At 67.8% G+C, this 20188-nt stretch carries 14 protein-coding genes; 7 read left to right on the top strand and 7 right to left on the bottom strand.

Features of this window, described 5'->3' with window-relative positions:
• Positions 1–13: 13 nt before the first annotated feature.
• Positions 14–493 (bottom strand): FKBP-type peptidyl-prolyl cis-trans isomerase, encoded by a 480-nt coding sequence (locus tag AzCIB_RS10665; RefSeq protein WP_050415880.1) that lies wholly within the window; start codon positions 491–493, stop codon positions 14–16.
• Entirely contained in the window at positions 459–971 is a 513-nt protein-coding gene (locus AzCIB_RS10670; protein ID WP_050415881.1) for a peroxiredoxin, read from the bottom strand. The genes AzCIB_RS10665 and AzCIB_RS10670 overlap by 35 nt, the downstream gene beginning before the upstream one ends.
• Before the next feature lie 139 nt (positions 972–1110).
• On the opposite strand from AzCIB_RS10670, the gene lexA reads away from it, so the two are divergent.
• The 4 genes from lexA to AzCIB_RS10690 all read left to right on the top strand — a co-directional run bounded on the left by lexA (position 1111) and on the right by AzCIB_RS10690 (position 5304).
• Positions 1111–1722: a transcriptional repressor LexA gene (gene lexA, locus AzCIB_RS10675; protein ID WP_050415882.1), complete on the top strand. Its 612-nt coding sequence runs from the start codon at positions 1111–1113 to the stop codon at positions 1720–1722.
• Between the two features lie 90 nt (positions 1723–1812).
• A complete protein-coding gene (imuA, locus tag AzCIB_RS10680) occupies positions 1813–2484 on the top strand; it encodes a translesion DNA synthesis-associated protein ImuA (protein ID WP_232299413.1) in 672 nt (223 codons plus the stop codon).
• Complete coding sequence (locus AzCIB_RS10685; protein ID WP_198149663.1) at positions 2420–3853, top strand: Y-family DNA polymerase; 1434 nt, start codon at positions 2420–2422, stop codon at positions 3851–3853. Before imuA ends, AzCIB_RS10685 begins: the two co-directional genes overlap by 65 nt.
• Before the next feature lie 59 nt (positions 3854–3912).
• Positions 3913–5304, top strand: coding sequence for an MATE family efflux transporter (locus AzCIB_RS10690; RefSeq protein WP_050415883.1), 1392 nt, complete (start codon positions 3913–3915; stop codon positions 5302–5304).
• A 30-nt stretch (positions 5305–5334) separates the two neighbouring features.
• On the opposite strand, the gene AzCIB_RS10695 is transcribed toward AzCIB_RS10690, so the two are convergent.
• Both AzCIB_RS10695 and AzCIB_RS10700 read right to left on the bottom strand, forming a co-directional pair.
• Positions 5335–7146, bottom strand: a complete 1812-nt coding sequence (locus AzCIB_RS10695; RefSeq protein ID WP_050415884.1) for a M61 family metallopeptidase — start codon at positions 7144–7146, stop codon at positions 5335–5337.
• Positions 7147–7496: 350 nt separating this feature from the next.
• Positions 7497–11336: a CHASE domain-containing protein gene (locus AzCIB_RS10700; RefSeq protein WP_050415885.1), complete on the bottom strand. Its 3840-nt coding sequence runs from the start codon at positions 11334–11336 to the stop codon at positions 7497–7499.
• 208 nt (positions 11337–11544) lie between these two features.
• Here AzCIB_RS10700 and AzCIB_RS10705 point away from each other — a divergent pair, with 208 nt between their 5' ends.
• Positions 11545–14724, top strand: coding sequence for an error-prone DNA polymerase (locus tag AzCIB_RS10705; protein WP_050418336.1), 3180 nt, complete (start codon positions 11545–11547; stop codon positions 14722–14724).
• A gap of 31 nt (positions 14725–14755) precedes the next feature.
• On the opposite strand, the gene AzCIB_RS10710 is transcribed toward AzCIB_RS10705, so the two are convergent.
• Positions 14756–16177 carry a sensor domain-containing diguanylate cyclase gene (locus tag AzCIB_RS10710; RefSeq protein WP_232299414.1) on the bottom strand — a complete coding sequence of 474 codons (1422 nt, stop codon included), beginning with the start codon at positions 16175–16177 and terminating at the stop codon, positions 14756–14758.
• On the opposite strand from AzCIB_RS10710, the gene pabB reads away from it, so the two are divergent.
• On the top strand, positions 16176–18011 hold the full coding sequence (gene pabB, locus AzCIB_RS10715; RefSeq protein ID WP_232299415.1) for an aminodeoxychorismate synthase component I: 1836 nt from the start codon (positions 16176–16178) through the stop codon (positions 18009–18011). The genes AzCIB_RS10710 and pabB overlap by 2 nt on opposite strands.
• Here pabB and AzCIB_RS10720 read toward each other — a convergent pair.
• Entirely contained in the window at positions 18008–18370 is a 363-nt protein-coding gene (locus AzCIB_RS10720; protein ID WP_050415888.1) for a hypothetical protein, read from the bottom strand. The genes pabB and AzCIB_RS10720 overlap by 4 nt on opposite strands.
• A 253-nt stretch (positions 18371–18623) precedes the next feature.
• Between AzCIB_RS10720 and AzCIB_RS10725 the strand changes: the two genes are divergently transcribed.
• Complete coding sequence (locus tag AzCIB_RS10725) at positions 18624–19895, top strand: bifunctional O-acetylhomoserine aminocarboxypropyltransferase/cysteine synthase (protein WP_050415889.1); 1272 nt, start codon at positions 18624–18626, stop codon at positions 19893–19895.
• Here AzCIB_RS10725 and AzCIB_RS10730 read toward each other — a convergent pair.
• Positions 19874–20170 carry a 4a-hydroxytetrahydrobiopterin dehydratase gene (locus AzCIB_RS10730; RefSeq protein WP_050415890.1) on the bottom strand — a complete coding sequence of 99 codons (297 nt, stop codon included), beginning with the start codon at positions 20168–20170 and terminating at the stop codon, positions 19874–19876. The genes AzCIB_RS10725 and AzCIB_RS10730 overlap by 22 nt on opposite strands.
• Positions 20171–20188 lie beyond the last annotated feature (18 nt).

The following is a 20188-nucleotide window of genomic DNA, read 5'->3' on the forward strand; positions in this document are numbered from 1 at the left end:
ACTGGTCGACCGATCAGTGGTGGTGGCCGCCCGCGCCGTGCACGTGGCCGTGCGAGAGTTCCTCGGCGGTCGCCGGACGCACTTCCGCGATGGTCACGTCGAACACCAGCGCCGTGCCGGCCAGCGGGTGATTGCCGTCGACGACGACCTTGCCGTCGGCGATGTCGGTGATGCGGTAGATCATTTCCTCCTCGCCGTCGTCGGTGACGCGCTCGAAGGACATGCCGACCTCGATGTTCTCGGGGAACTGGCTGAGATCCTCGACCAGCACGAGCTCCTCGTCGTACTCGCCGAAGGCATCTTCGGGCTGCAGCTTGATCGTCAGCTGTTCGCCGACCTTCTTGCCGTGCAGCGCCTCCTCGACGGCAGGGAAGATGCCATCGTAGCCGCCGTGCAGGTAGACCAGCGGCTGCTGACCATCATCGATCATGTTGCCGTCCGGGTCGACGACGGTGTACTTAAGCGTTACGACGCTGTTCTTGACGATTTCCATTAGCTTTCTCTGTTTCCAGTTTCCTGACCAGTTCGAAGACCCCCGCCGCATGGCCGCGGGGTGTAACGTCGCGGAGTGCGTGGCGGACGATGCCTTCCTTGTCGATCACGAAGGTCGTCCGTGCCACACCCATCTTCTTCACACCATCGACTTCCCTGGGCTGCCAGACATCGTAGAGCCGGCACACCTCGGTCTCGACGTCGGAAAGCAGACGTATCGACAGGCCGTGCTGGTCGCGGAATTCGGCGTGAGTCAGGCAATCGTCGGGACTGACGCCGACAATGATGCAGCCGTAGCGGGCGAAGTCGTCTTCATGATCGGAGAAGTCGGCCGCCTGCAGGGTGCATCCCGGCGTGTTGTCACGAGGGTAAAAGTAGAGGACCACATGGTGCCTGCCGCGTTCTGCGGCGAGGTCGAAATCCTCCATGTCCGCATCCGGCAGCGAAAACGTTGGCGCGATATCACCGATCTGCAACATGTGATCTCCCTGACGTCGTTGGATTCTAGCCGAGACACGAGGCGAACTCTACCCGCGTCTCCCCCGCTTGCGCTACACCGATTTAATGCTTGCGGATCAGCGGAAGCTGTTTAAAATTACAGTTACTCCGGAGAATCCCATGAGCAGCCGCGACCATAACCTGACCGCCCGCCAGGGCGAAATCCTCGACTTCATCCGCCAGACGCTCGAATCCGAGGGGCGCCCGCCCACGCGCGCCGAAGTGTGCACGGCGTTCGGCTTCCGCTCGCCGAACGCGGCCGAAAGCCATCTGCGCGCGCTCGCAGCGAAGGGCGCGATCCTGCTCGAGGAAGGGCGGGCGCGCGGCATCCGCCTTGCCCAGGGGCTCGGCCTGCCGCTGATCGGCCGGGTCGCGGCCGGCAGCCCGATCCTCGCGGTCGAGCACATCGAGTCGCGCCACCAGATCGACCCGGCCCTGTTCTCGCCGCGCGCCGACTACCTGCTGCGCGTACGCGGCATGAGCATGCGCGACGCGGGCATCCTCGACGGCGACCTGCTCGCCGTGCACCGCAGCCAGGAGGCGCGTTCCGGACAGGTCGTGGTCGCCCGCGTCGAGGACGAGGTGACCGTAAAAACCTTCACCAGCAAGGGCCCTATCGTCAGCCTGCTGCCGGCCAACCCCGATTTCGAGCCCATCGTCGTCGACACCCGCAGCACCCCCCTGACGATCGAGGGGATCGCCGTCGGCCTGGTGCGCAACGGTTCGCTGTGAAGCCTTCCGCCGTGATCCCCCTTTACGCCTCCCGCCCCCGATGTCCGCCCTCGCCCAGACTGCCCTCGCCGCCCTGCCGCCCGGCCTCGTGTGGCAGGCCGACCGGCTCGCGCAGTCGACCGAAGCGGGCATCGCAACCGGCTTTGCGGCGCTCGACGCCCAGCTGCCGGGGGCGGCTGGCCCCGTAATGCGCTGATCGAGCTGCTGTCCGACAGCCCCGGCATCGGCGAGATCGGACTGCTGCTGCCCGTCCTGCACGCGCTCCCGGCCGACCGCTGGATCGTCTGGGTCGCCCCGCCCCACCTGCCCTACGCCCCTGCCCTCGCCGCGGCGGGTGTGCCGCTCGAGCGCTTCCTGCTGCTCGAACCCGACGGCCACGCCGAAACCCTGTGGGCGGTCCGGCAGGCGCTGGCCTCGGGCGGCAGCAGCGCCGTGCTCGCCTGGCTGGCGCGCGCGGACACCGCCGCGTTGCGACGCCTGCAACTCGCCGCCGAAAGCTCCGCGACGCCGCTGTTCCTGTTCCGCCCCGCATCCGCCGCACGGCAACCGTCCCCCGCGGTCCTGCGCCTGCGACTGGCGGCGCGCGACGGCGAGCTCGCGGTGGACATCCTCAAGCGACGCGGCCCCGGCCTCGCCGCCCCGCTGCGCCTGTCGCTCCCTCAACGTCCCGGCCTGCGCCGCACCCCCGCCCTCAACGATGCTCTGGTTCGCCCTGATCCTGTCCGATCTGCCGCTGCAGGTATTCACGCGCGGCGTGGATGAGCCGGGCGAACTCGCGGTCGTCGAACACAGCCCCGGTGCGCGCGTGACGGCGGCGACACCGGCTGCGCTGGCGCGCGGCGTCGAGCCCGGCCAGAACGTGGCCGGCGCACTCGCCGTCGCCCCGTCACTGCAGCTGCGCGAACGCGACCCGGCGCTCGAGGCCGCGACGCTGGCGGAGTTCGCGGCGTGGGCCGCGCAATTCACGCCCTGCGTCAGCATCGACCCGCCCGATGTGCTGGTGCTGGAAACGAGCGGCAGCCTGCGCCTTTTCGGCGGCGTCACCGGGCTGGTGCGGCGCATCCGTTCGGAGCTCGTTCCGCTCGGCCTGGACGCCGCCATCGCCGCCGCCCCGACCCCGCTCGCGGCACGCTGGCTCGCCCGTACGCACCCGGGCCGGCAGATCCGGGCCGCCGCCGAATGGTGGCGCAAGCTGGACGACCTGCCCGTCGAACTGCTCGGCGACGGCGCCGAAGTGTCCCGTGCCACGCTCGACCTGCTGCACGGCATCGGCGCCCGCCGCATCGGCGACGTCGCCCGCCTGCCGCGCGACGGGCTGGCCCGCCGCCAAGCCTCCGTCGTGCTCGACACGCTCGCGCGGGCCCGCGGCAAACGCCCCGATCCGCGGCTGTGGTTCCTGCCGCCGGAGCGCTTCGAAGCGCGCCTGGTCCTGCCCGCGAGCATGCTGCACACCGAGCCGCTGCTGTTCGCCGCGGGAAGGCTGTTTTCCGGGCTTTCCGCCTGGCTTGCGGCCCGCCATGCCGCGCTCGACCGCTGCCGCCTGCACCTGGAGCACGAGGACCGCCCCGACACCGTGCTCGAGATCGTCACCGGCACACCGGGGCGCGACGACGGGCGGCTGCTGATGCTCGCCCGCGAGCACCTGGCCGCGCTGGAACTGCCCGCACCGGTCGAGGCGCTGCGCCTTTTCGCCGACAACCCGGTCGTCACCCCCGGGCGCACGCAGGATCTGTTCGGCGATCCCGACAGCGCACGCGACGCCGCCGCCCTGCTGCTCGACCGCCTGCGCGCCCGGTTGGGGCGCGAGGCGGTACGCACCGTGCATCCGGTTTCCGAGCACCGCCCCGAGCGCGCCTGGCGCCTCGCGGCCCCCGGACGCCCTGCCCCCCGCAACACCCCGCCGGCCGCCGGCCCCCGCCCCTTGTGGCTGATGAACGAACCGCGCGCGCTCGAATCGATCCGCTCGCTGACACTGTTGAACGGGCCGGAGCGCATCGAGTCGGGGTGGTGGGACGGGGCCGACACGCGCCGCGACTACTACATCGCCCGCGCCCCCGATGCGGCGCTGTGGTGGGTGTTCGAGCAGCTCGATCCGCCCGGCGGCTGGTATGTGCATGGATTTTTTGGCTAAACTCGCTTCCCCGCACCCGGCACCCGCCGGGCTCCTCCCCCCGGCCCGAACCCCATTCCTTGAGCGCCCCCGCCTCGTCGTCCGCCTTGTCATCCGCCTCCTCGTCCGTCATTGCCCGCCAGCTGCTCCACCATGCGTGGCCGGTGCTGGTCGCGCAGATCCTGTCGATGAGCATGATGATCGCCGACACCGTGATCGTCGGGCGCTACGGCACCGTCGACCTCGCCGCGGTCGCGGTCGGCAGCGGCGTGTACATTTCGATCGTGATGCTGGTGGTGGGCGTGCTGCAGGCGGTCGCACCGACCGTCGCGCATCATTTCGGCGCCGGCCGCACGGAGCGGATCGGGCCCGCGCTGCAGCAGGGTTTCTGGCTCGCGCTGATGCTCGCCGTGCCCGGCATCGCGCTGATGGTCTTCCCCGGCTTCCTGCTGGAGCTGAGCAGCGTCCCCCCCGACGTCGACGCGAAAACCCGCCAATACCTCCTCGCGACGGCCGCGGGCCTGCCCGCCGTGCTGCTGTACCGCACCTTCTATGCCTTCAACAACGCGGTCGGCAAACCGCGCGTGCTGATGGCGATCAGCTTCGTCGTCACCGCAACCCACGTCCCGCTCGCATGGGCGCTGGTGTACGGCCACCTGTGGCTGCCACCGCTGGGCGTGCTCGGCTGCGGCGTCTCGACGGCGATCGTGAACTGGCTCGCCTTCGCCTGCGGCGCCACCTATCTCGCCCGCAATCCCGGCTACCGGCCGTATCACCTCTTCTCGCACTGGCGCGGGCCGCAGGCCGCGGAAATCCTCGGCTTGCTACGCCTGGGCGTGCCGATGGGCCTGTCGACCTTCATCGAGGTGTCCTCCTTCACGCTGATCGCGCTCTTCGCCGCCCGCCTGGGCGCCGAGTCCGTCGCCGGCCACCGCGTCGTCGCGAACATCGCCGCGCTGATCTACATGCTGCCGCTGGCAATGTCGATCGCCGTGCTGGTCCAGGTCGGCCAGGCCGCCGGCGCGCGCGACTGGGCCCGCGCGCGCATGACGATACGGGTGGGCATGATCGTCACCGCAGGACTCGCGTCGCTCATCGGCATCGCGCTATGGATGGCGCGCGAGCCGCTCATCGCCCTGTTCTCGGAAGACGTCGCCGTGCGTGCGGTCGGCCTGATGCTGCTGATCTACGTCTGCCTCTACCAGCTGTTCGACTCGGTGCAGACCGTCGCCGCACACGCCCTGCGCGGCTACAAGGTGACCTTCGTGCCGATGCTGATGCACGCGGTGTGCTTCTGGGGGGTGGGCCTCGCCGGCGGCTACTGGGCGAGCTTCCACGCGCCCTGGCGCACCGCGGGCCCGCACGTCGCGGGCTTCTGGGAGGCGGGCGTGATGTCGACGACGGTTGCCGCGGTGCTGTTCGGCTGGCTGCTGCGCGCCGTGATGCGGCGCCAGCAAGAGGGAGTTGCCTGAGGTCTGCCTGAGGTCCGCGCCGGCGGACGCTCAGCTTCCCAGCCAGCCCTCGCGCAGGGTGCGCATCGGCGCCGACACCCGCTTGCCGCTCGCGAGCTTCACCGTGTCGGCCGGCGGAGCCGCGAGTTCGGCGGTAAACGTCATCAGCTCGTCGCGACGGAAGGCGTGGATCGTCACCTGCTCGCCCGGCCGGCGGCGCGCGAGCTGCCCGTCGAGCGAGGCGGCCGTCACCTTGAGCCCATCGACGGCGACGAGCACGTCCCCCGCCGAAAGCCCGCATTGCTGTCCAGGGCCGTCGTCGAACACGTTCGCGAGCTTCGCCTCGCCATTGCCGCCCGCAAGCTTCACGCCCAGCGCCCCACCCTTGGCCGCAGCCTCGGTACGGAATTCGATCCCGAACGGACGGAGGAACTCGTCCAGCGGCAGGTCTTCGGTACCCTCGACCGCGTCCTTCAGCCAGCGCGACAGACGCCGCCCCGCGCCCTTGAGGCCCGCTTCCGCGACCTCGCCGACCAGCGCGAACAGCCCGTCCTCCGCGACCCCTTCACCGGTCAGGCCGTGCCGCTGCCACAACAGGCGCATGACGTCGTCCAGACTCTTGCGTCCCGCACTCGCAGCGCGCAGTTGGAGGTCGAGCGCGAGCGCGATCAGGGCACCTTTCGCGTAATAGCTGACGATTGAGTTCGGCGCGTTCTCGTCCTGCCGGTAGTACTTGATCCACGCATCGAAGGACGATTCGGCGACGCTCTGCTTCAGGCGGCCGCTGCCGCGCAGCACGTTGGACATCGTCTTCCCGAGCAGCGCGAGGTAGTCCTCCACGCCGATCACGCCCGAGCGCACCAGCGCGAGGTCGTCGTAGTAGGACGTGAAGCCCTCGAACGCCCACAGCAGGCGCGTGTAGTTCTCGGCGGCAAGGTCATAGGGCGCGAACGCCGCCGGCTTGATGCGCTTGACGTTCCATGTGTGGAAGTACTCGTGGCTGCACAAGCCGAGGAAGGTCCGGTAGCCGTCGGTCTGCTCGCGCATGCCCGCGTACGGCAGGTCGTTGCGGCTCGTCAGCAGCGCCGTCGAGGCGCGGTGTTCGAGGCCGCCGTAACCGTCACCGACCACCATCGTGAGGAAGAGATAGCGATCCACCGGGGCGGGCGTGCCGAACAGTTCGATCTGCCACGTGCAGAGGCGCGACAGATCGGCGCACAGGCGTTCGAGGTCGCAGTCGTGGCGCCCCGTGAGGACGACGTCGTGGGGCACGCCGGCCGCCTCGAAGCGCGCGTGCGTGAAGCAGCCCATCTCGACCGGGTGATCGACCAGTTCGTCGTAGTTTTCCGCGCGGTACAGGCCGAAACCCATCGCCGGGGCCGCGAGCGGATCCCCTGCCGGACGCCGCAGCGTCGTCGCAACCTTCCACGTCTGCAGCGCCGGGCCGCCGGGTGGCAGGATATCGACATAGCAGGGCTCGTCGGTCTTGCCCTCCACGGCGAGGAACACGCTCGTGCCGTTAAAGAAGCCGTGCGTGGCATCAAGATGGGCGGCGCGCACCGAAAGATCCCACGCGTACACCTCGTAGATCAGCGTCAGTGCCCGCCCGGCATCGACCGGCGCCGCGCGCCAGCTGTGCTTGTCGAGCTTTTCCACCGCAACCGGCCGTCCGTTGCACTCCGCGCGCAGCGTGACGATGTTGCGCGCGAACTCGCGGATCATGTAGCTGCCGGGGATCCACGCGGGAAGGCGAAACACCTGCCCGGCCGGATCGGGGGCGGCGACGGTGCAGCTGACTTCGAAGACGTGGGCCTCCGGACGCGCGGGGGCGATGGAGTACGACACGCGGGGCTGGTGGGGCATCGGCAATTCCGCAGAACGAAGCAAACCGTCGATTCTAGCTGCTGCAGACCGCATCGGACGACCGACAAGTACGTTGTGTCGATGCCTCATTTTTGCGCAGACGCAACATTTCCTTTCGCGTCAGCCCTCTGCGACACATCCCCACAAGTTGTCCACAGGACTGCCCACGCCCGATGGGGATAAGGGGGGACTTTCCCACCGCGCGCGTTGCGCAAATGCCTCATTTTTGTGCATACGCAACATTTCCTTGTGCGTCAGTGCCCTGCAGCACATCCCCACAAGTTGTCCACAGGACTGCTCACGTCGCGTGGGGATAAACCCATCAGCCCCGGAAAAGCACCGCGCCGGCATCAATTCGGAGTCGCGCAAGCCTGATCGGTGAGCGGCCCGTTCGCGGGAGGCGTCTGCGCGGCAGCAAGGAAGCGTCCGATCTCGGCGAGCGTCGCATCCATCGCCTCGTTCAGGCACGCCACCGCGCCACGAGGGTCCGGACCATCCCGCGAGGCCATCTCGGCCGCACCGGCCGCACTCGCGAGGCGCAACAGGCCCATCGCACCCGCCGCACCGCGCAACTTGTGCGCGGCGCTCGCAGCGGCCGCTGCATCCCCGCTCTGCAGGAAAGTGCCGACCCTGACGGGCTCCTCGCCGTACGTATCGACGAAACGCTGCAGGTAGGTCGCATAGGTCGCCGCGTCACGCCACAGCCTGAGCCCGAGCGCGACGTCGAGCAGAACTTCGCCCGCATGGGCCGCAGCGGAAACGGACACGACCGGCACCGCAGGCGATTTCCGCTTCGCCGCGTAAGCCTGCAATGCGGATATCAGGTCCACGGCCGCGAACGGCTTGGACACGAAACCGCTCATCCCTGCCTGCAGGGCGGCCTCATGCTGGTCGTGGAAGGCACCGGCGGACACCGCGATCACGGGCAGCGCCTGCAGGGCTTCCGATGCACGAATGCGGCGCGTCGCTTCGTAGCCGTCCATGACCGGCATCTGCACGTCCATCAGCACCGCATCGAAGTCCGCGGGCTGTCGCTCGAGCAGCGCAAGGGCCGCCTCGCCATGCTCCGCCTGCGCAACCTGTGCGCCCTCGCCCTCGAGAATCCCCTGGGCGACGTCACGGTTGATGTCGCTGTCGTCCACGACGAGCACCCTGTATCCGGCAAGACGGCCCGATTGCGTCGGGGATGGTGCGCGGACCGCGCCGCCGCGCCTGCCCGCGACCAGTTCCGCCACCGCTTCGAGCAAGGTCGTGCCCGTCACTGGCTTGGTCAGGACGCGGTCGGCGAAGCGGCTGTCCGGATGTCTGTGCAGCGCTTCCCGTTCGGCCGCCGTCACCATCACGATGACCGGCTGCGCTTCGCTGCCGCACATGACGCGCATGGCTGCGGCCGTCGCCAGTCCGTCCATGCCCGGCATGCGCCAGTCGAGCAGCACGATGTCGAACGGCTGTCCGGCGTCCAGGTGCGCCCGCACAGCGTCGATCGCCGCCACGCCCGAATCGGCCAGTTCGGCCGTCCACCCCAGCGCCATCACGATCGCCCCCAGGGTCTCGCGCGCCAGCGGATGGTCATCGACGATCAGCACCCGCTGCGGGCGAAGGGTAGGCGGTGGCGGCGCGGGCGGCTCGGCAATCGCAAACGGCAGCTCGAAGAAGAACTCGCTGCCCTGTCCGGGTTCGCTGCGCAGCCCGAGCTGCCCGCCCATCAGTCCGACGAGCTGCCGGCTGATCGCCAGACCGAGGCCGGTTCCGCCGAAGCGCCGGCTCGTCGAGGTATCCGCCTGGCTGAAGGGGGAAAAGATCTCCTCCTGTTTCTCGGGCGGGATGCCGATCCCGGTATCCGACACGGTGAACCGCAGGCGCAGGCAATCGCCGTCGCGGCCCGCCAGCGCGACACGCAGCACCACCTCGCCCTGCTCCGTAAACTTGATGGCATTGCTCGCGAGGTTGGTCAGCACCTGCCGCAAGCGCAGCGCGTCGCCCATGAGGAAATCCGTGCCGGGTGGCGGCGGAAAGACCGCGACCTCCACCGGCTTGCCCTCGCACGCGTACGCCATCGTGCTCGCCAGCTCGTCGAGCACCTCTGCGAGGCGGAAGGGCTGATCCTCGATGTCGAGCCGATGGGCCTCGATCTTCGAGAAGTCCAGGATGTCGTTGAGGATGCCCAGCAGCGACCGGCCCGCCCGCTGGATCTTGCGTGCCAGCTCGCGCGCGGCGGGGGACAGTTCGGCCCTTTCGAGCAGGTATGCCAAACCGAGCACCGCATTCATCGGGGTACGGATCTCGTGGCTCATGTTCGCGAGGAACTCGCTCTTGGCGCGACTCCCCGCCTGGGCGAGTTCCGACTGGCGCGTGAGTTCCACGTTCAGCTCTTCCAGGCGGATCTGCGCTTCCTTCAGTTCGCTCACGTCCGAAACCACCGCATACACGCCGCGCACGCGCACGCCATCGTGGTCGGGAACCAGATGCCACCACAGATGCGTCACGCCCCCCGGCCGATTACCGGCCGAGCTCGCCTGGAACTTCTGCGGCTGCCCTGCGAGCGCCGCCTCGATATATGGCCGACTCGTCTCGTACAGGGCAGGTTCGAATACGAAATCGATCGGCGCATTGCCCACCGAAACGGCGGGTTTGCCGAGGAATTCCAGCAGCGCGCGGTTCGCGAAACGGCATCGCAGGCGATCGTCCCAGTACGCGATCATCGTCGGAATGTTTTCGGTAACCGCGCTCAGGAAACGCTCGCTTTGCCGCAGGGCCTCCTCGTTCTGCCGCTGCTCGGTCACATCCAGCGTGACGCTCACCACCCGCAGTGTTTCGCCCGTTACGCTCCGCTGCGCCCGCCCGAGCGAGCGGACGACGCGCTCGGCACCATCCGCTCGCACGATGCGGAAGCTGGCGTCGAAGTTTCCACCTTTCAGGGCGCGATCGAAAGCCGCGCCGACTGCCGCACGATCGTTCGCGGCCACGTGCGACAGCCAGTCCTCCGCCCGCCCCGGGAAATCGTCTGCGGATAGACCGTAGATGTCGCAGAGACGATCATCCCAGCTCAGGCGTCCGTCCTCACACCGGTATTCCGCCACCCCCATCCCCGCAGCCTCGGTTGCGAGCTGCAGCCTCTCGGCGATGCGCTGCTGGCGCGCGCCCTGCTCCACGAGCGCTGCGTGGCGAGCTTCCTCGGCGCTGGCACCGATGCGACGCTGCACGTTCTGCAGATAGATGTAGGCAAGGCTCGCGAGCAGCGCGGACAGCGCAAGGATGCCCGCTGCGAACCAGCGCGGATCGGACAGGTTCAGCACCTTGTGGAAGGGCGCCAACGCCTTGACCTCGACGAACCATTCACGGCCATACAGCTCCACCGGCAGCTGCCGCACCAGCCCCGCCGCAGCCTCCTGATCGCTCCCCGGCGATGCGTAGAAGCGGAAGGGCTGCTCGGCGTAGGCAGCGTCGTAGATCGACACCGCGAATTCACCGCCGCGAAAATCAAAGTCCGCCAGCACCTCGTCGATGATCAACGGCGTATAGACCCACCCCAGTAACGAATTCCAGCGCTCTTCGGGCGTCACAGGCTGATAGCCGCCGCGATAAACGGGCAGGAGCAGCAGGAAACCACGCTCCGGCTTGCCCGTTGCCTGCACCAGCGTGAGCGGCGAGGTCAGCACGGGCCGCCCGGTACGAACCGCGGCCAACGCGGCCATGCGGCGGTTCAGTTCGGATGCAATGTCGAGCCCGATCGATTCGCGGTTGTTCGCCTCCGGCTCGACATGCAGGATGACGAAGCGCTCACCCACATGCGGCGCAAGCTGCTTGACCCGGAAATCCGATCTGCCGTCGCGGCGCGCGGCGGCGACGAACTCCGCCTCGTCGGCAGGATCCACGCGGCGAATGAAACCGAAGCCGCGCGCACCCGGGAATTCCCTGTCGGCCTCGCGCGACTGCGTGTATTGCAGGAAGCGCTTGCGCGGAATCGATTCGCTGCCGGCACCGATGATCGCGCCGCGCGCGCCCCTCAAGCCGTACTCGAAGGTCTGGAAGCGCGCGACCAGCGCGCTGGTGGTCCGGCTGGCAAGCGCGTCGAACCGGGCGTTCGCAGTCTGCCGGTTCGTCTCGGCCGTCTGAAGGGCAACACCCAGGGCAACGGCAAATCCGATCAGGATGACCGTCAGGGGAAACACCAGGGTTCGCTTGCTCATCCGCTTACGGCTCCGTCCCTGCACTGCGCTGATCGGCGAGACCGATTCACCGGCATGGTAGGCGAAAAAAATGACGTTCGCGACCGGACCGCATTCCAGACAGGACAGGAGTCACACTGGCGCGTGCAATCGTCATCCGCATCCGGCCCGGACAGCACGTCACGGCATGCAGACGGGCAATCCGGCGCATGCGGTTTATACTGTATTTATGTACAGCCATTCAACCATTCCCGCCGCGCCCGGCGAAGCGGGATACGCAGAACTCCACTGCCTGAGCAATTTCAGCTTCCAGCGCGGCGCCTCGCACCCCGAGGAACTCGTCGCACACGCGGCCGCGCTGGGCTACACCGCGCTGGCCATCACCGACGAATGCTCGCTCGCCGGCGTCGTGCGCGCACACCAGGAGATCCGGCGCCAGGGGCTGCCGCTGCACTTCATCATCGGCACCGAAATCCGCCTCGCCGACGGACCCCGCGTCGCCCTGCTCGCCACCGACCGCACCGCCTACGGCCGGCTCTCGCGCCTCATCAGCCGCGGCCGGCGTGCCGCCGACAAGGGCGAATATCGCCTGAACCGCGCCGATCTCGAAGGCGGCCTGCCGGGCTGCCTCGCCCTGCTCGTGCCGCCCGAGGGCACGCCCGACCATGCCGCCCTCGTCGCGGACGGCCGCTGGCTCGACGGGCGCTTTCCCGACTCGGCCTGGCTCGCCGTCGAACTCGCCTGCGGACCCGACGATGCCGGACGGCTCGCGATCCTGCTGGCGGTCGCCCGTGAAGCCGGCCTCCGTCCGGTGGCGGCCACGGGCGCGCTGATGCACGAGGCCGCACGACGGCCGCTTGCCGACGTGCTCGCCGCGATCCGTCTCCATTCCACCGTCGCCGAAACCGGCTCCCGGCTCGCGGCGAACGCCGAACGCCGCCTGCACGAGCGCAGCACCCTCGCCCGCCGCTACCCGCCGGAACTGCTCGCCGAAACGCTGCGCGTCGCCGCGCGCTGCCGATTCCGGCTCGACGAACTGCGCTACGAATACCCCGCCGAGCTGGTCCCGGACGGCGAAACCCCGTCGGGCTGGCTGCGCCGCCTGGTCGAGGACGGCCTGCGCTGGCGTTATCGCCCGGACGGCGACGCCCCCCCGCGGGTACGCAAACAGATCGAATACGAACTCGTGCTGATCTCCGAACTCGGCTTCGAAGCCTATTTCCTCACCGTACACGACATCGTGCGCTTTGCCCGCAGCCGCGGAATCCTGTGCCAGGGACGCGGCTCGGCGGCCAACTCGGTCGTGTGCTGGGCGCTCGGGATCACCGAAGTCGATCCCCGGCTCGGCATCATGCTGGTCGAGCGCTTCATCTCGAAGGAGCGCAACGAACCGCCCGACATCGACGTCGATTTCGAGCACGACCGGCGCGAGGAGGTCATCCAGTACCTGTACTCCAAGTACGGCCGCGAACGGGCCGCGCTCGCGGCCACCGTCATCCGCTACCGCGCGCGCAGCGCCCTGCGCGACGTCGGCCGCGCCCTCGGCTTCCCGCTGGCGCAGATCGAGCGGCTCACGCGCGACCACTTCTGGTTCGACGGCCGCCATATCCTGCCCGAACGCCTGCGCGATGCCGGCCTCGACCCCGACAGCCCGACGGTCCGGCGGCTCGCCGCCCTCACCGAAGAACTGATCGGCTTTCCACGCCACCTTTCGCAGCATGTTGGCGGCTTCGTCATCGCCCGCGGCCGCCTCGACGAACTGGTGCCGATCGAAAACGCCGCGATGCCCGAACGCACCGTGATCCAGTGGGACAAGGACGATCTCGACACCCTCGGACTGCTCAAGGTGGACGTCCTCGCCCTCGGCATGCTCTCGGCCCTGCGCCGCGGCCTCGCGCTGATGTCCGCATGGCACGGGCGGGAGTTCACCCTCGCCGACATCCCGCGTGAAGTCGATGCCGTGTACGACATGCTGTCCGCGGCCGACTCCGTCGGCGTCTTCCAGGTCGAATCGCGCGCCCAGATGACCATGCTGCCGCGCCTCAGGCCCCGCCGCTTCTACGATCTCGTCGTCGAAGTCGCGATCGTGCGCCCCGGGCCGATCCAGGGCGGCATGGTCCATCCCTACCTCGAAGCGCGCGCCCGTCAGGAGCGCGGCGAGGAAATCCACTACCCACGCCCGGAACGCCGCGATCCCGGCGCACCGCAGGACGACGGCGTGCGCCACGTGCTCGAACGCACGCTGGGCATACCGATCTTCCAGGAACAGGTCATGCAACTCGCCGTGGTCGCGGCCGGCTTCACCCCCGGCGATGCCGACCAGCTACGCCGCGCGATGGGCGCCTGGCGCCGCCAGGGCGAGCTCGAGCGCTACCGCGCGCAACTGCTTGCCGGCATGGCCGATCGCGGCTACCGGGCGGAGTTCGCCGAGCGCCTGTGCAACCAGATCGAAGGTTTCGGCAGCTACGGCTTTCCCGAATCGCACGCCGCGAGCTTCGCCCTGCTGGTGTATTTCTCCGCCTGGATCAAGCGCTTCGAACCCGCCGTATTCCTCTGCGCGCTGCTCAACAGCCAGCCGATGGGGTTTTATTCCCCTTCACAGCTGATCCAGGACGCCCGCCGGCACGGTGTGACGATACGCGGGACCGACGTGCGCGCCAGCGACTGGGACTGCACGCTCGAGCCCGAGGACGGCACGAACCTGCCCGCGGCGCGCCTGGGGCTGCGCATGATCAAGGGGTTCAACGCCGACGCCGCGGCACGGATCGCCGCGGCACGCAGCATGCATCCCTTCGCCGATGTGGACGATCTCGCGCTGCGCGCCGCGCTCGATGCCCGCGAACTCAGGCTGCTCGCCACGGCCGGCGCGCTGACGGGGCTCGCCGGCCATCGCCGCCAGGCGCTCTGGCAGGCAGCTGGCGGCCAGCCGGAGGAAGGCGTGCTGCATGGCGCGCCGGTGCTGGAGAGCGCCGCGGAAATCGCACCACCCAGCGAAGCGCAGGAACTGGTTGCCGACTATGCCCGGCTGGGCTTCACGCTCGGCCGTCATCCCCTCGCGCTGCTGCGCGAGCGCCTCAGCGCGATGCGCTTCCTCACCGCCGCGGAAATCTCCGCCTGCCCCGACCGCAAGCTCGCCCGGGCCGCCGGTATCGTGACCTGCCGCCAGCGGCCGGGCACCGCGAAGGGAACGCTGTTCATGACCATCGAGGACGAAACGGGGCTCGCCAACGTGATCGTCCGGCCCGAACTCATCGAACGCCAGCGCCGGGAACTGCTCGGCGCGCGCCTGCTGGGGGTGTTCGGTCAGATCAGCCGCCAGGGCGATGTCACGCACCTGCTGGCGAGCCGCGTCGTCGACCATTCCGCGATGCTCGGCGCGCTCGACGCGCAAAGCCGCGACTTCCACTGAAGGCTGCGCACGATGCCGCGCACCGCCATACTCACTGCACGTCGCCTGGCGGCTCCTTGAGCAAGCAGTCCGTGACCGCCACCACGCAGTTGCGCCCCAAGCTCTTCGCCCGGTAAAGCGCCGCATCCGCCGCCGCCAGCAACTGCTCCAGCTCGTCGCCGGGTTCGAAAGCCGCGAATCCGATACTCACCGTGACACCGACGGGCGTGCCGTCCGCCCCCGCGATTTCGATGGCCGCGATCCGCTGCCGCAAACGGTCCGCAAGTTCGCGAGCCCCCTCCGGCAGCGTCCCCGGCAGCACGATCACGAACTCCTCGCCGCCATAGCGCCCGACGATGTCGATCTCGCGCACGCTCCCGGAACAGGTTTCCGCCACCATCCTGATCGCCTGATCGCCCACGGCATGTCCGTGCTCGTCGTTGATTGTCTTGAAATAATCGATGTCCACCATCAGCAGCGCCAAGGGTTGGCCGAATCGCTCGGCCCGCAGCCTCTCCTGCTCGGCACGCTCGATCAGATAGCGGCGATTCGCGATACCCGTCAGCGCGTCGACCTGCGCAAGCTGGCGCAGATCCTCCTCGCGACCCTTGCGTTCGGTGATGTCCTCGCGCACCGCGACGAAATGCGACACCCGGCCGAAGCGGTCCCGCAGCGGCGAGATCGCCATGTTCTCCCAGTATTCGTCGCCGCTCTTCCTGCGGTTGCACACCTCGCCCCGCCATACGCAACCGGACAGGATCGTCTGCCACAGGTCGGCATAGACCTCGCTGCGCGTATGCCCGGCACCGAACATCGCCGGACTGCGTCCGAGGATCTCGCTGCGCGAATACCCCGAAGTCTTCAGGAAGGCCTCGTTCACGTATTCGATCCGGCCGCGATTGTTGGTGATCATGATCGCGGCGGGTGCGTGATCGACTGCCGCCTTGTAGGTTTCCAGCGCGTACTCGCTGACCGGGATCTCCACATGGCTGAAATCCGGGATCTCGCGAGAGGAAAAGTCGACCGGCGGAGGGAAGACCCTTCCCGGCTCACCGGAGCCGATGCGCGGCGGCGCGCCGGCCGTGCGCAACAGGGGCCATACTGCCCACGCGACGACTACCGCGAGCAACACAATGGATAAACCGAAAAAAGGAACAAAGATGTTCCCTCCCGCCTCGGCATCGCCGAAACCGTCGGCAGCGAACACTCCGTCGAGCATCCAGAGCCCTACCGCCGTGAGCAACACGAATGCAACCACCAGGAAGATCGTCAATGACTTGCGGGGGAAAGCCATCAGCCCTTGAAATCCGGTAAACGAGGAGAATCCGTGCGCATACCGCAATGATAGTAGATACGCCGGCAGCAATGCCAAATAAATTATTTCCTGACATCGACCGGGGACATTGACCCGCGCCCGCGCCAAATGTGGGGCAACAACCGCCATCTGCGACCGGAAGCGCCGTTGCGCTAACATGCCCCTCCCCCTCCGCCGCTTCCCGAGTTCAGCCGCAACCCTCGCAACGATGATCGACTCCGCACACGAATTCGCCCTGTTCGACGACAACCAGCACGGCCACGGCGACCTTCTGCTGTCCGAGCCGGAGGAGACCATCCGCTGCGTGAGCACAGGAGAGCTCGACAACGCCTTCGACGCCATCGAGCGTGCTCGCCGTCGCGGGAAATGGGTGGCGATTGCTGCCCCCTACGAACTGGGGCATGCGCTCGAGCCCCGCCTGCGCGAGTTGTTGCGCGACGACGGCACCCCGCTGCTGAGGGCATGGGTGTATGGCCGGGCAGAACGGCTTTCCCCGGCCGAAACCGACGGGCGCATCGCCGCAGCGCTGGCCCGGCGCGACGAGCACGCGCGGCTTGGCGGCGTAATGGACCTCCACCGCGATATCGCGGAGGAAGACTACTGCCGCACCATCCAGCGCATCCGCGACTACATCGCCGCTGGCGACTGCTACCAGGTGAACTTCACCTTCGCGCTGCGCGGACGGCTCTACGGCTCGCCGCTGGCCCTTTACCGCGCCTTGCGCGCGGCGCAGCCGGTAAGGCACGGAGCACTGCTCTGCCACGCCGACGGCGCGATGCTGTCGCGCTCGCCCGAGCTGTTCGTGGAACGCCGCGGCGATCGCCTGAGCTGCCGTCCGATGAAGGGCACCGCGGCGCGGGACAGCGATCCCGCAGCACTCGCGTCGTCGGAGAAGAATCGCGCCGAGAACATCATGATCGTGGACCTGATCCGCAACGACCTGGGCCGTCTCGCGCCCAGCGGCGGCGTGAGGGTCGAGCGGCTGTGCGAGATCGAACCCTATCCAAGCGTGTGGCAGATGACTTCGACGGTCGTCGCCGAACCCGTCGCGGCGAGCCTCGCGGAGGTGTTCCGCGCGCTGTTTCCCTGCGGCTCGGTCACCGGCGCCCCGAAGATCCGGGCCATGCAGATCATCCACGAACTCGAGACCGCGCCACGCGGCATCTATTGCGGAGCCCTGGGATGGATCGCGCCCGATGGCGACTTCCGCTTCAGCGTGCCCATCCGCACGCTGGAGATCGGGCGTGACGGTCATACCCGGCTTGGTCTGGGCAGCGGCATCGTTGCCGATTCGGAGCCGGCCGCCGAATGGGCCGAGTCGCTGCTCAAGGGTCGCTTCCTGACCGATCTCAGGCCGTCATTCGGCCTCATCGAAACGCTACGCTGCGAACCGGGTGCGGCCGAGCCCTATCCGCTGCTGACGCGCCACTTCGGGCGACTCGCCCGATCCGCCGCCGCATTCGGCTTCGCGCTGGACGTCGACGCGATCCGGCGCGCGCTGATCGACAAGGCGAAGGAGTTGAGCGGTCCGCAGCGCGTGCGTGTCGAACTTGCTGCCGACGGCAGTTTCGCGCTATCGGCGGGCGCCCTCGAAGACGGCGCGGCGACGACACCGACCGTCGTCGTTTCGCAGCGCATGATATCGAGCAGGGATCCCCTGCTGCAGCACAAGACGACCGCGCGCGAACTCTACGATGCGGAACTGCGCAGTGCGATGGCGCGGGGGCACTTCGACGCGCTGTTCTTCAACGAGCGCGAGGAACTCGCGGAAGGCGCCCGCACCAATGTGTATCTGGACCTCGGCGAAGACTGCCTGCTCACCCCGCCGCTGCATTGCGGCGTGCTGGACGGGGTGTATCGGCGCAAGCTGCTTGATGAGGGGAAGGCACGCGAGCAATGCCTGACCCGGGCGGACCTGTCACGCGCCCGGGCAATCCTGTTGTCGAATGCGGCCCGCGGCCTGTTTCGCGTCGAGCTGGCGAACGCGCCTTAATGGGTGGCGCAGCGCCGGTTTGCGCAGTTGCACGGCAGAAGCCGCTGCGCATCGTCGGTACACATGCAGTGGTGATTCCCCGTGCCGACGGCGGGCATGCTGGTCGGCTCGCCCGGCTCGAAGTCCTCGATGCGCATCAGCTTGAGAAAGTGCAGTGCTGCGCTCAGGCCGTGGAATACCGTCAGTTCGCCCGAGCCGGCGCACAGCCAGCGCCCGTCCATTGAAATCGCATAGCAGGTGCCGTCGCGCGGTCCGACCGCGTGCACCCGGATCTTGCATCGCTCCCGACGCCAGTCGGGGGCCACCGCGAGCTCCAGCCAGGTTGCGACCTTGCCTTGAATCGCCGTTACAGCGTCCATAAGATTCTCCCTCCTTTTTTCCCTTATACCGCCGGATCATTGCAACCCGGTGAAATCGTTATATTTTTTACAACACCTTATATTAGCAATATCCAAGATAGGCATTCAACCAGGGAGTTGCAAGATATTCATACAGACTTACCCGTTTCGGGCATGGTCATAAGCATTCCAGAAATCGTTCTTCTTCAACCTCGATACGCTGGCTATACTTTTTGTCCGCAGCTGAACCTCGCCAACCATCCGGGATGAACGCATGAAACTCGAAACGCTTGCCGTACACGGCGGTTACTCGCCCGATCCGACCACCAAGGCGGTGGCGGTACCGATCTACCAGACGACATCCTACGCATTCGACGACACGCAGCACGGCGCCGACCTGTTCGACCTGAAGGTGCAGGGCAACATCTACACCCGCATCATGAATCCGACCCAGGACGTGCTGGAAAAGCGCGTCGCGGCGATGGAGGGTGGCATTGCGGCGCTGGCGATGGCCTCGGGCATGGCGGCAATCACCGCGTCGATCCAGACGATCGCCGAGGCCGGCGACAACATCGTCACCTCAAGCACCCTGTACGGCGGCACCTACAACCTGTTCGCGCACACGCTGCCGCAGTACGGCATCGAGGTGCGCTTTGCCGACTACCGCGATCCCGACGCCTTCGAGCGCCTGATCGACGCCCGCACCAAGGCGGTGTTTTGCGAGTCGGTCGGCAACCCGCTCGGCAACATCACCGACTTCGAGAAGCTCGCCGAAGTCGCGCACCGCCACGGCGTGCCGGTGATCGTCGACAACACCGTGCCCTCACCTTACCTGTGCCGTCCGTTCGAGCACGGCGCGGACATCGTCGTGCATGCGCTGACCAAATACCTGGGCGGCCACGGAAACTCGATCGGCGGCATCATCGTGGATTCGGGCAAGTTCCCCTGGGCAGAGCACAAGGAGCGCTTCAAGCGTCTGAACGAGCCCGACGTGTCGTACCACGGCGTCATCTACACCGAGGCGCTGGGGCCGGCGGCCTACATCGCGCGTGCGCGCGTGGTGCCGCTGCGCAACATGGGCGCGGCGATCTCGCCGTTCAACGCCTTCCTGATCCTGCAGGGGATCGAGACGCTGGCGCTGCGCATGGACCGCATCTGCGAGAACGCCGTGAAGATCGCACGCCATCTCACCAATCACCCGAAGGTGAGCTGGGTGAATTACGCGGGTCTGGAGGAGCACAAGGACTACCCGCTGGTGCAGCGCTACATGGGCGGCCGCGCTTCGGGCATCCTGAACTTCGGCGTCAAGGGCGGTCGCGAGGGCGGCGGTCGTTTCCAGGACGCGCTGAAGCTCGTGACGCGCCTCGTGAACATCGGCGACTGCAAGTCGCTCGCCTGCCACCCGGCGTCGACGACGCACCGCCAGCTCTCCCCCGAGGAGCTCGTGCGCGCCGGCGTGACCGAAGACATGATCCGTCTGTCGGTCGGCATCGAGCACGTCGACGACCTGATCGCGGATCTGGATCAGGCACTCGCCGCAGCCTGATCGACGAAACGGGCGAGCGCGATGTCGCGCTCGCTCAACCCGCCCGCGTCGTGCGTCGACAGGGTGATATCGACGCGGTTATAGACGTTGAACCATTCCGGGTGATGGTCCATCTTTTCCGCCTTCAGCGCGACGCGCGCCATGAAGGCGAAGGCGGCGTTGAAGTCCTTGAAGCGAATGCTGCGCGTGATCGCATCGCGTCCGGGCACAAGCACCCAGTCGGGCAGCGTCGCGAGCGCGGCGGCACGTTGGTCGTCACCAAGTTTCGGAATCATGATCGTCTCCGGTTGATG

Origin of the sequence: Azoarcus sp. CIB (genome assembly GCF_001190925.1) — a bacterium.
In the GTDB taxonomy this organism is placed as follows: domain Bacteria; phylum Pseudomonadota; class Gammaproteobacteria; order Burkholderiales; family Rhodocyclaceae; genus Aromatoleum.

Bases quoted from the DNA above. Each gene is read 5' to 3' on its own strand.
- pabB (WP_232299415.1), top strand. From the start codon at position 16,176: ATGCCCCTCCCCCTCCGCCGCTTCCCGAGTTCAGCCGCAACCCTCGCA.
- AzCIB_RS10665 (WP_050415880.1), bottom strand. From the start codon at position 493: ATGGAAATCGTCAAGAACAGCGTCGTAACGCTTAAGTACACCGTCGTC.
- AzCIB_RS10685 (WP_198149663.1), top strand. From the start codon at position 2,420: ATGCTCTGGTTCGCCCTGATCCTGTCCGATCTGCCGCTGCAGGTATTC.
- AzCIB_RS10710 (WP_232299414.1), bottom strand. From the start codon at position 16,177: ATGTTAGCGCAACGGCGCTTCCGGTCGCAGATGGCGGTTGTTGCCCCA.
- lexA (WP_050415882.1), top strand. From the start codon at position 1,111: ATGAGCAGCCGCGACCATAACCTGACCGCCCGCCAGGGCGAAATCCTC.
- AzCIB_RS10730 (WP_050415890.1), bottom strand. From the start codon at position 20,170: ATGATTCCGAAACTTGGTGACGACCAACGTGCCGCCGCGCTCGCGACG.
- AzCIB_RS10705 (WP_050418336.1), top strand. From the start codon at position 11,545: ATGTACAGCCATTCAACCATTCCCGCCGCGCCCGGCGAAGCGGGATAC.
- AzCIB_RS10695 (WP_050415884.1), bottom strand. From the start codon at position 7,146: ATGCCCCACCAGCCCCGCGTGTCGTACTCCATCGCCCCCGCGCGTCCG.
- AzCIB_RS10700 (WP_050415885.1), bottom strand. From the start codon at position 11,336: ATGAGCAAGCGAACCCTGGTGTTTCCCCTGACGGTCATCCTGATCGGA.
- AzCIB_RS10725 (WP_050415889.1), top strand. From the start codon at position 18,624: ATGAAACTCGAAACGCTTGCCGTACACGGCGGTTACTCGCCCGATCCG.
- AzCIB_RS10720 (WP_050415888.1), bottom strand. From the start codon at position 18,370: ATGGACGCTGTAACGGCGATTCAAGGCAAGGTCGCAACCTGGCTGGAG.
- AzCIB_RS10670 (WP_050415881.1), bottom strand. From the start codon at position 971: ATGTTGCAGATCGGTGATATCGCGCCAACGTTTTCGCTGCCGGATGCG.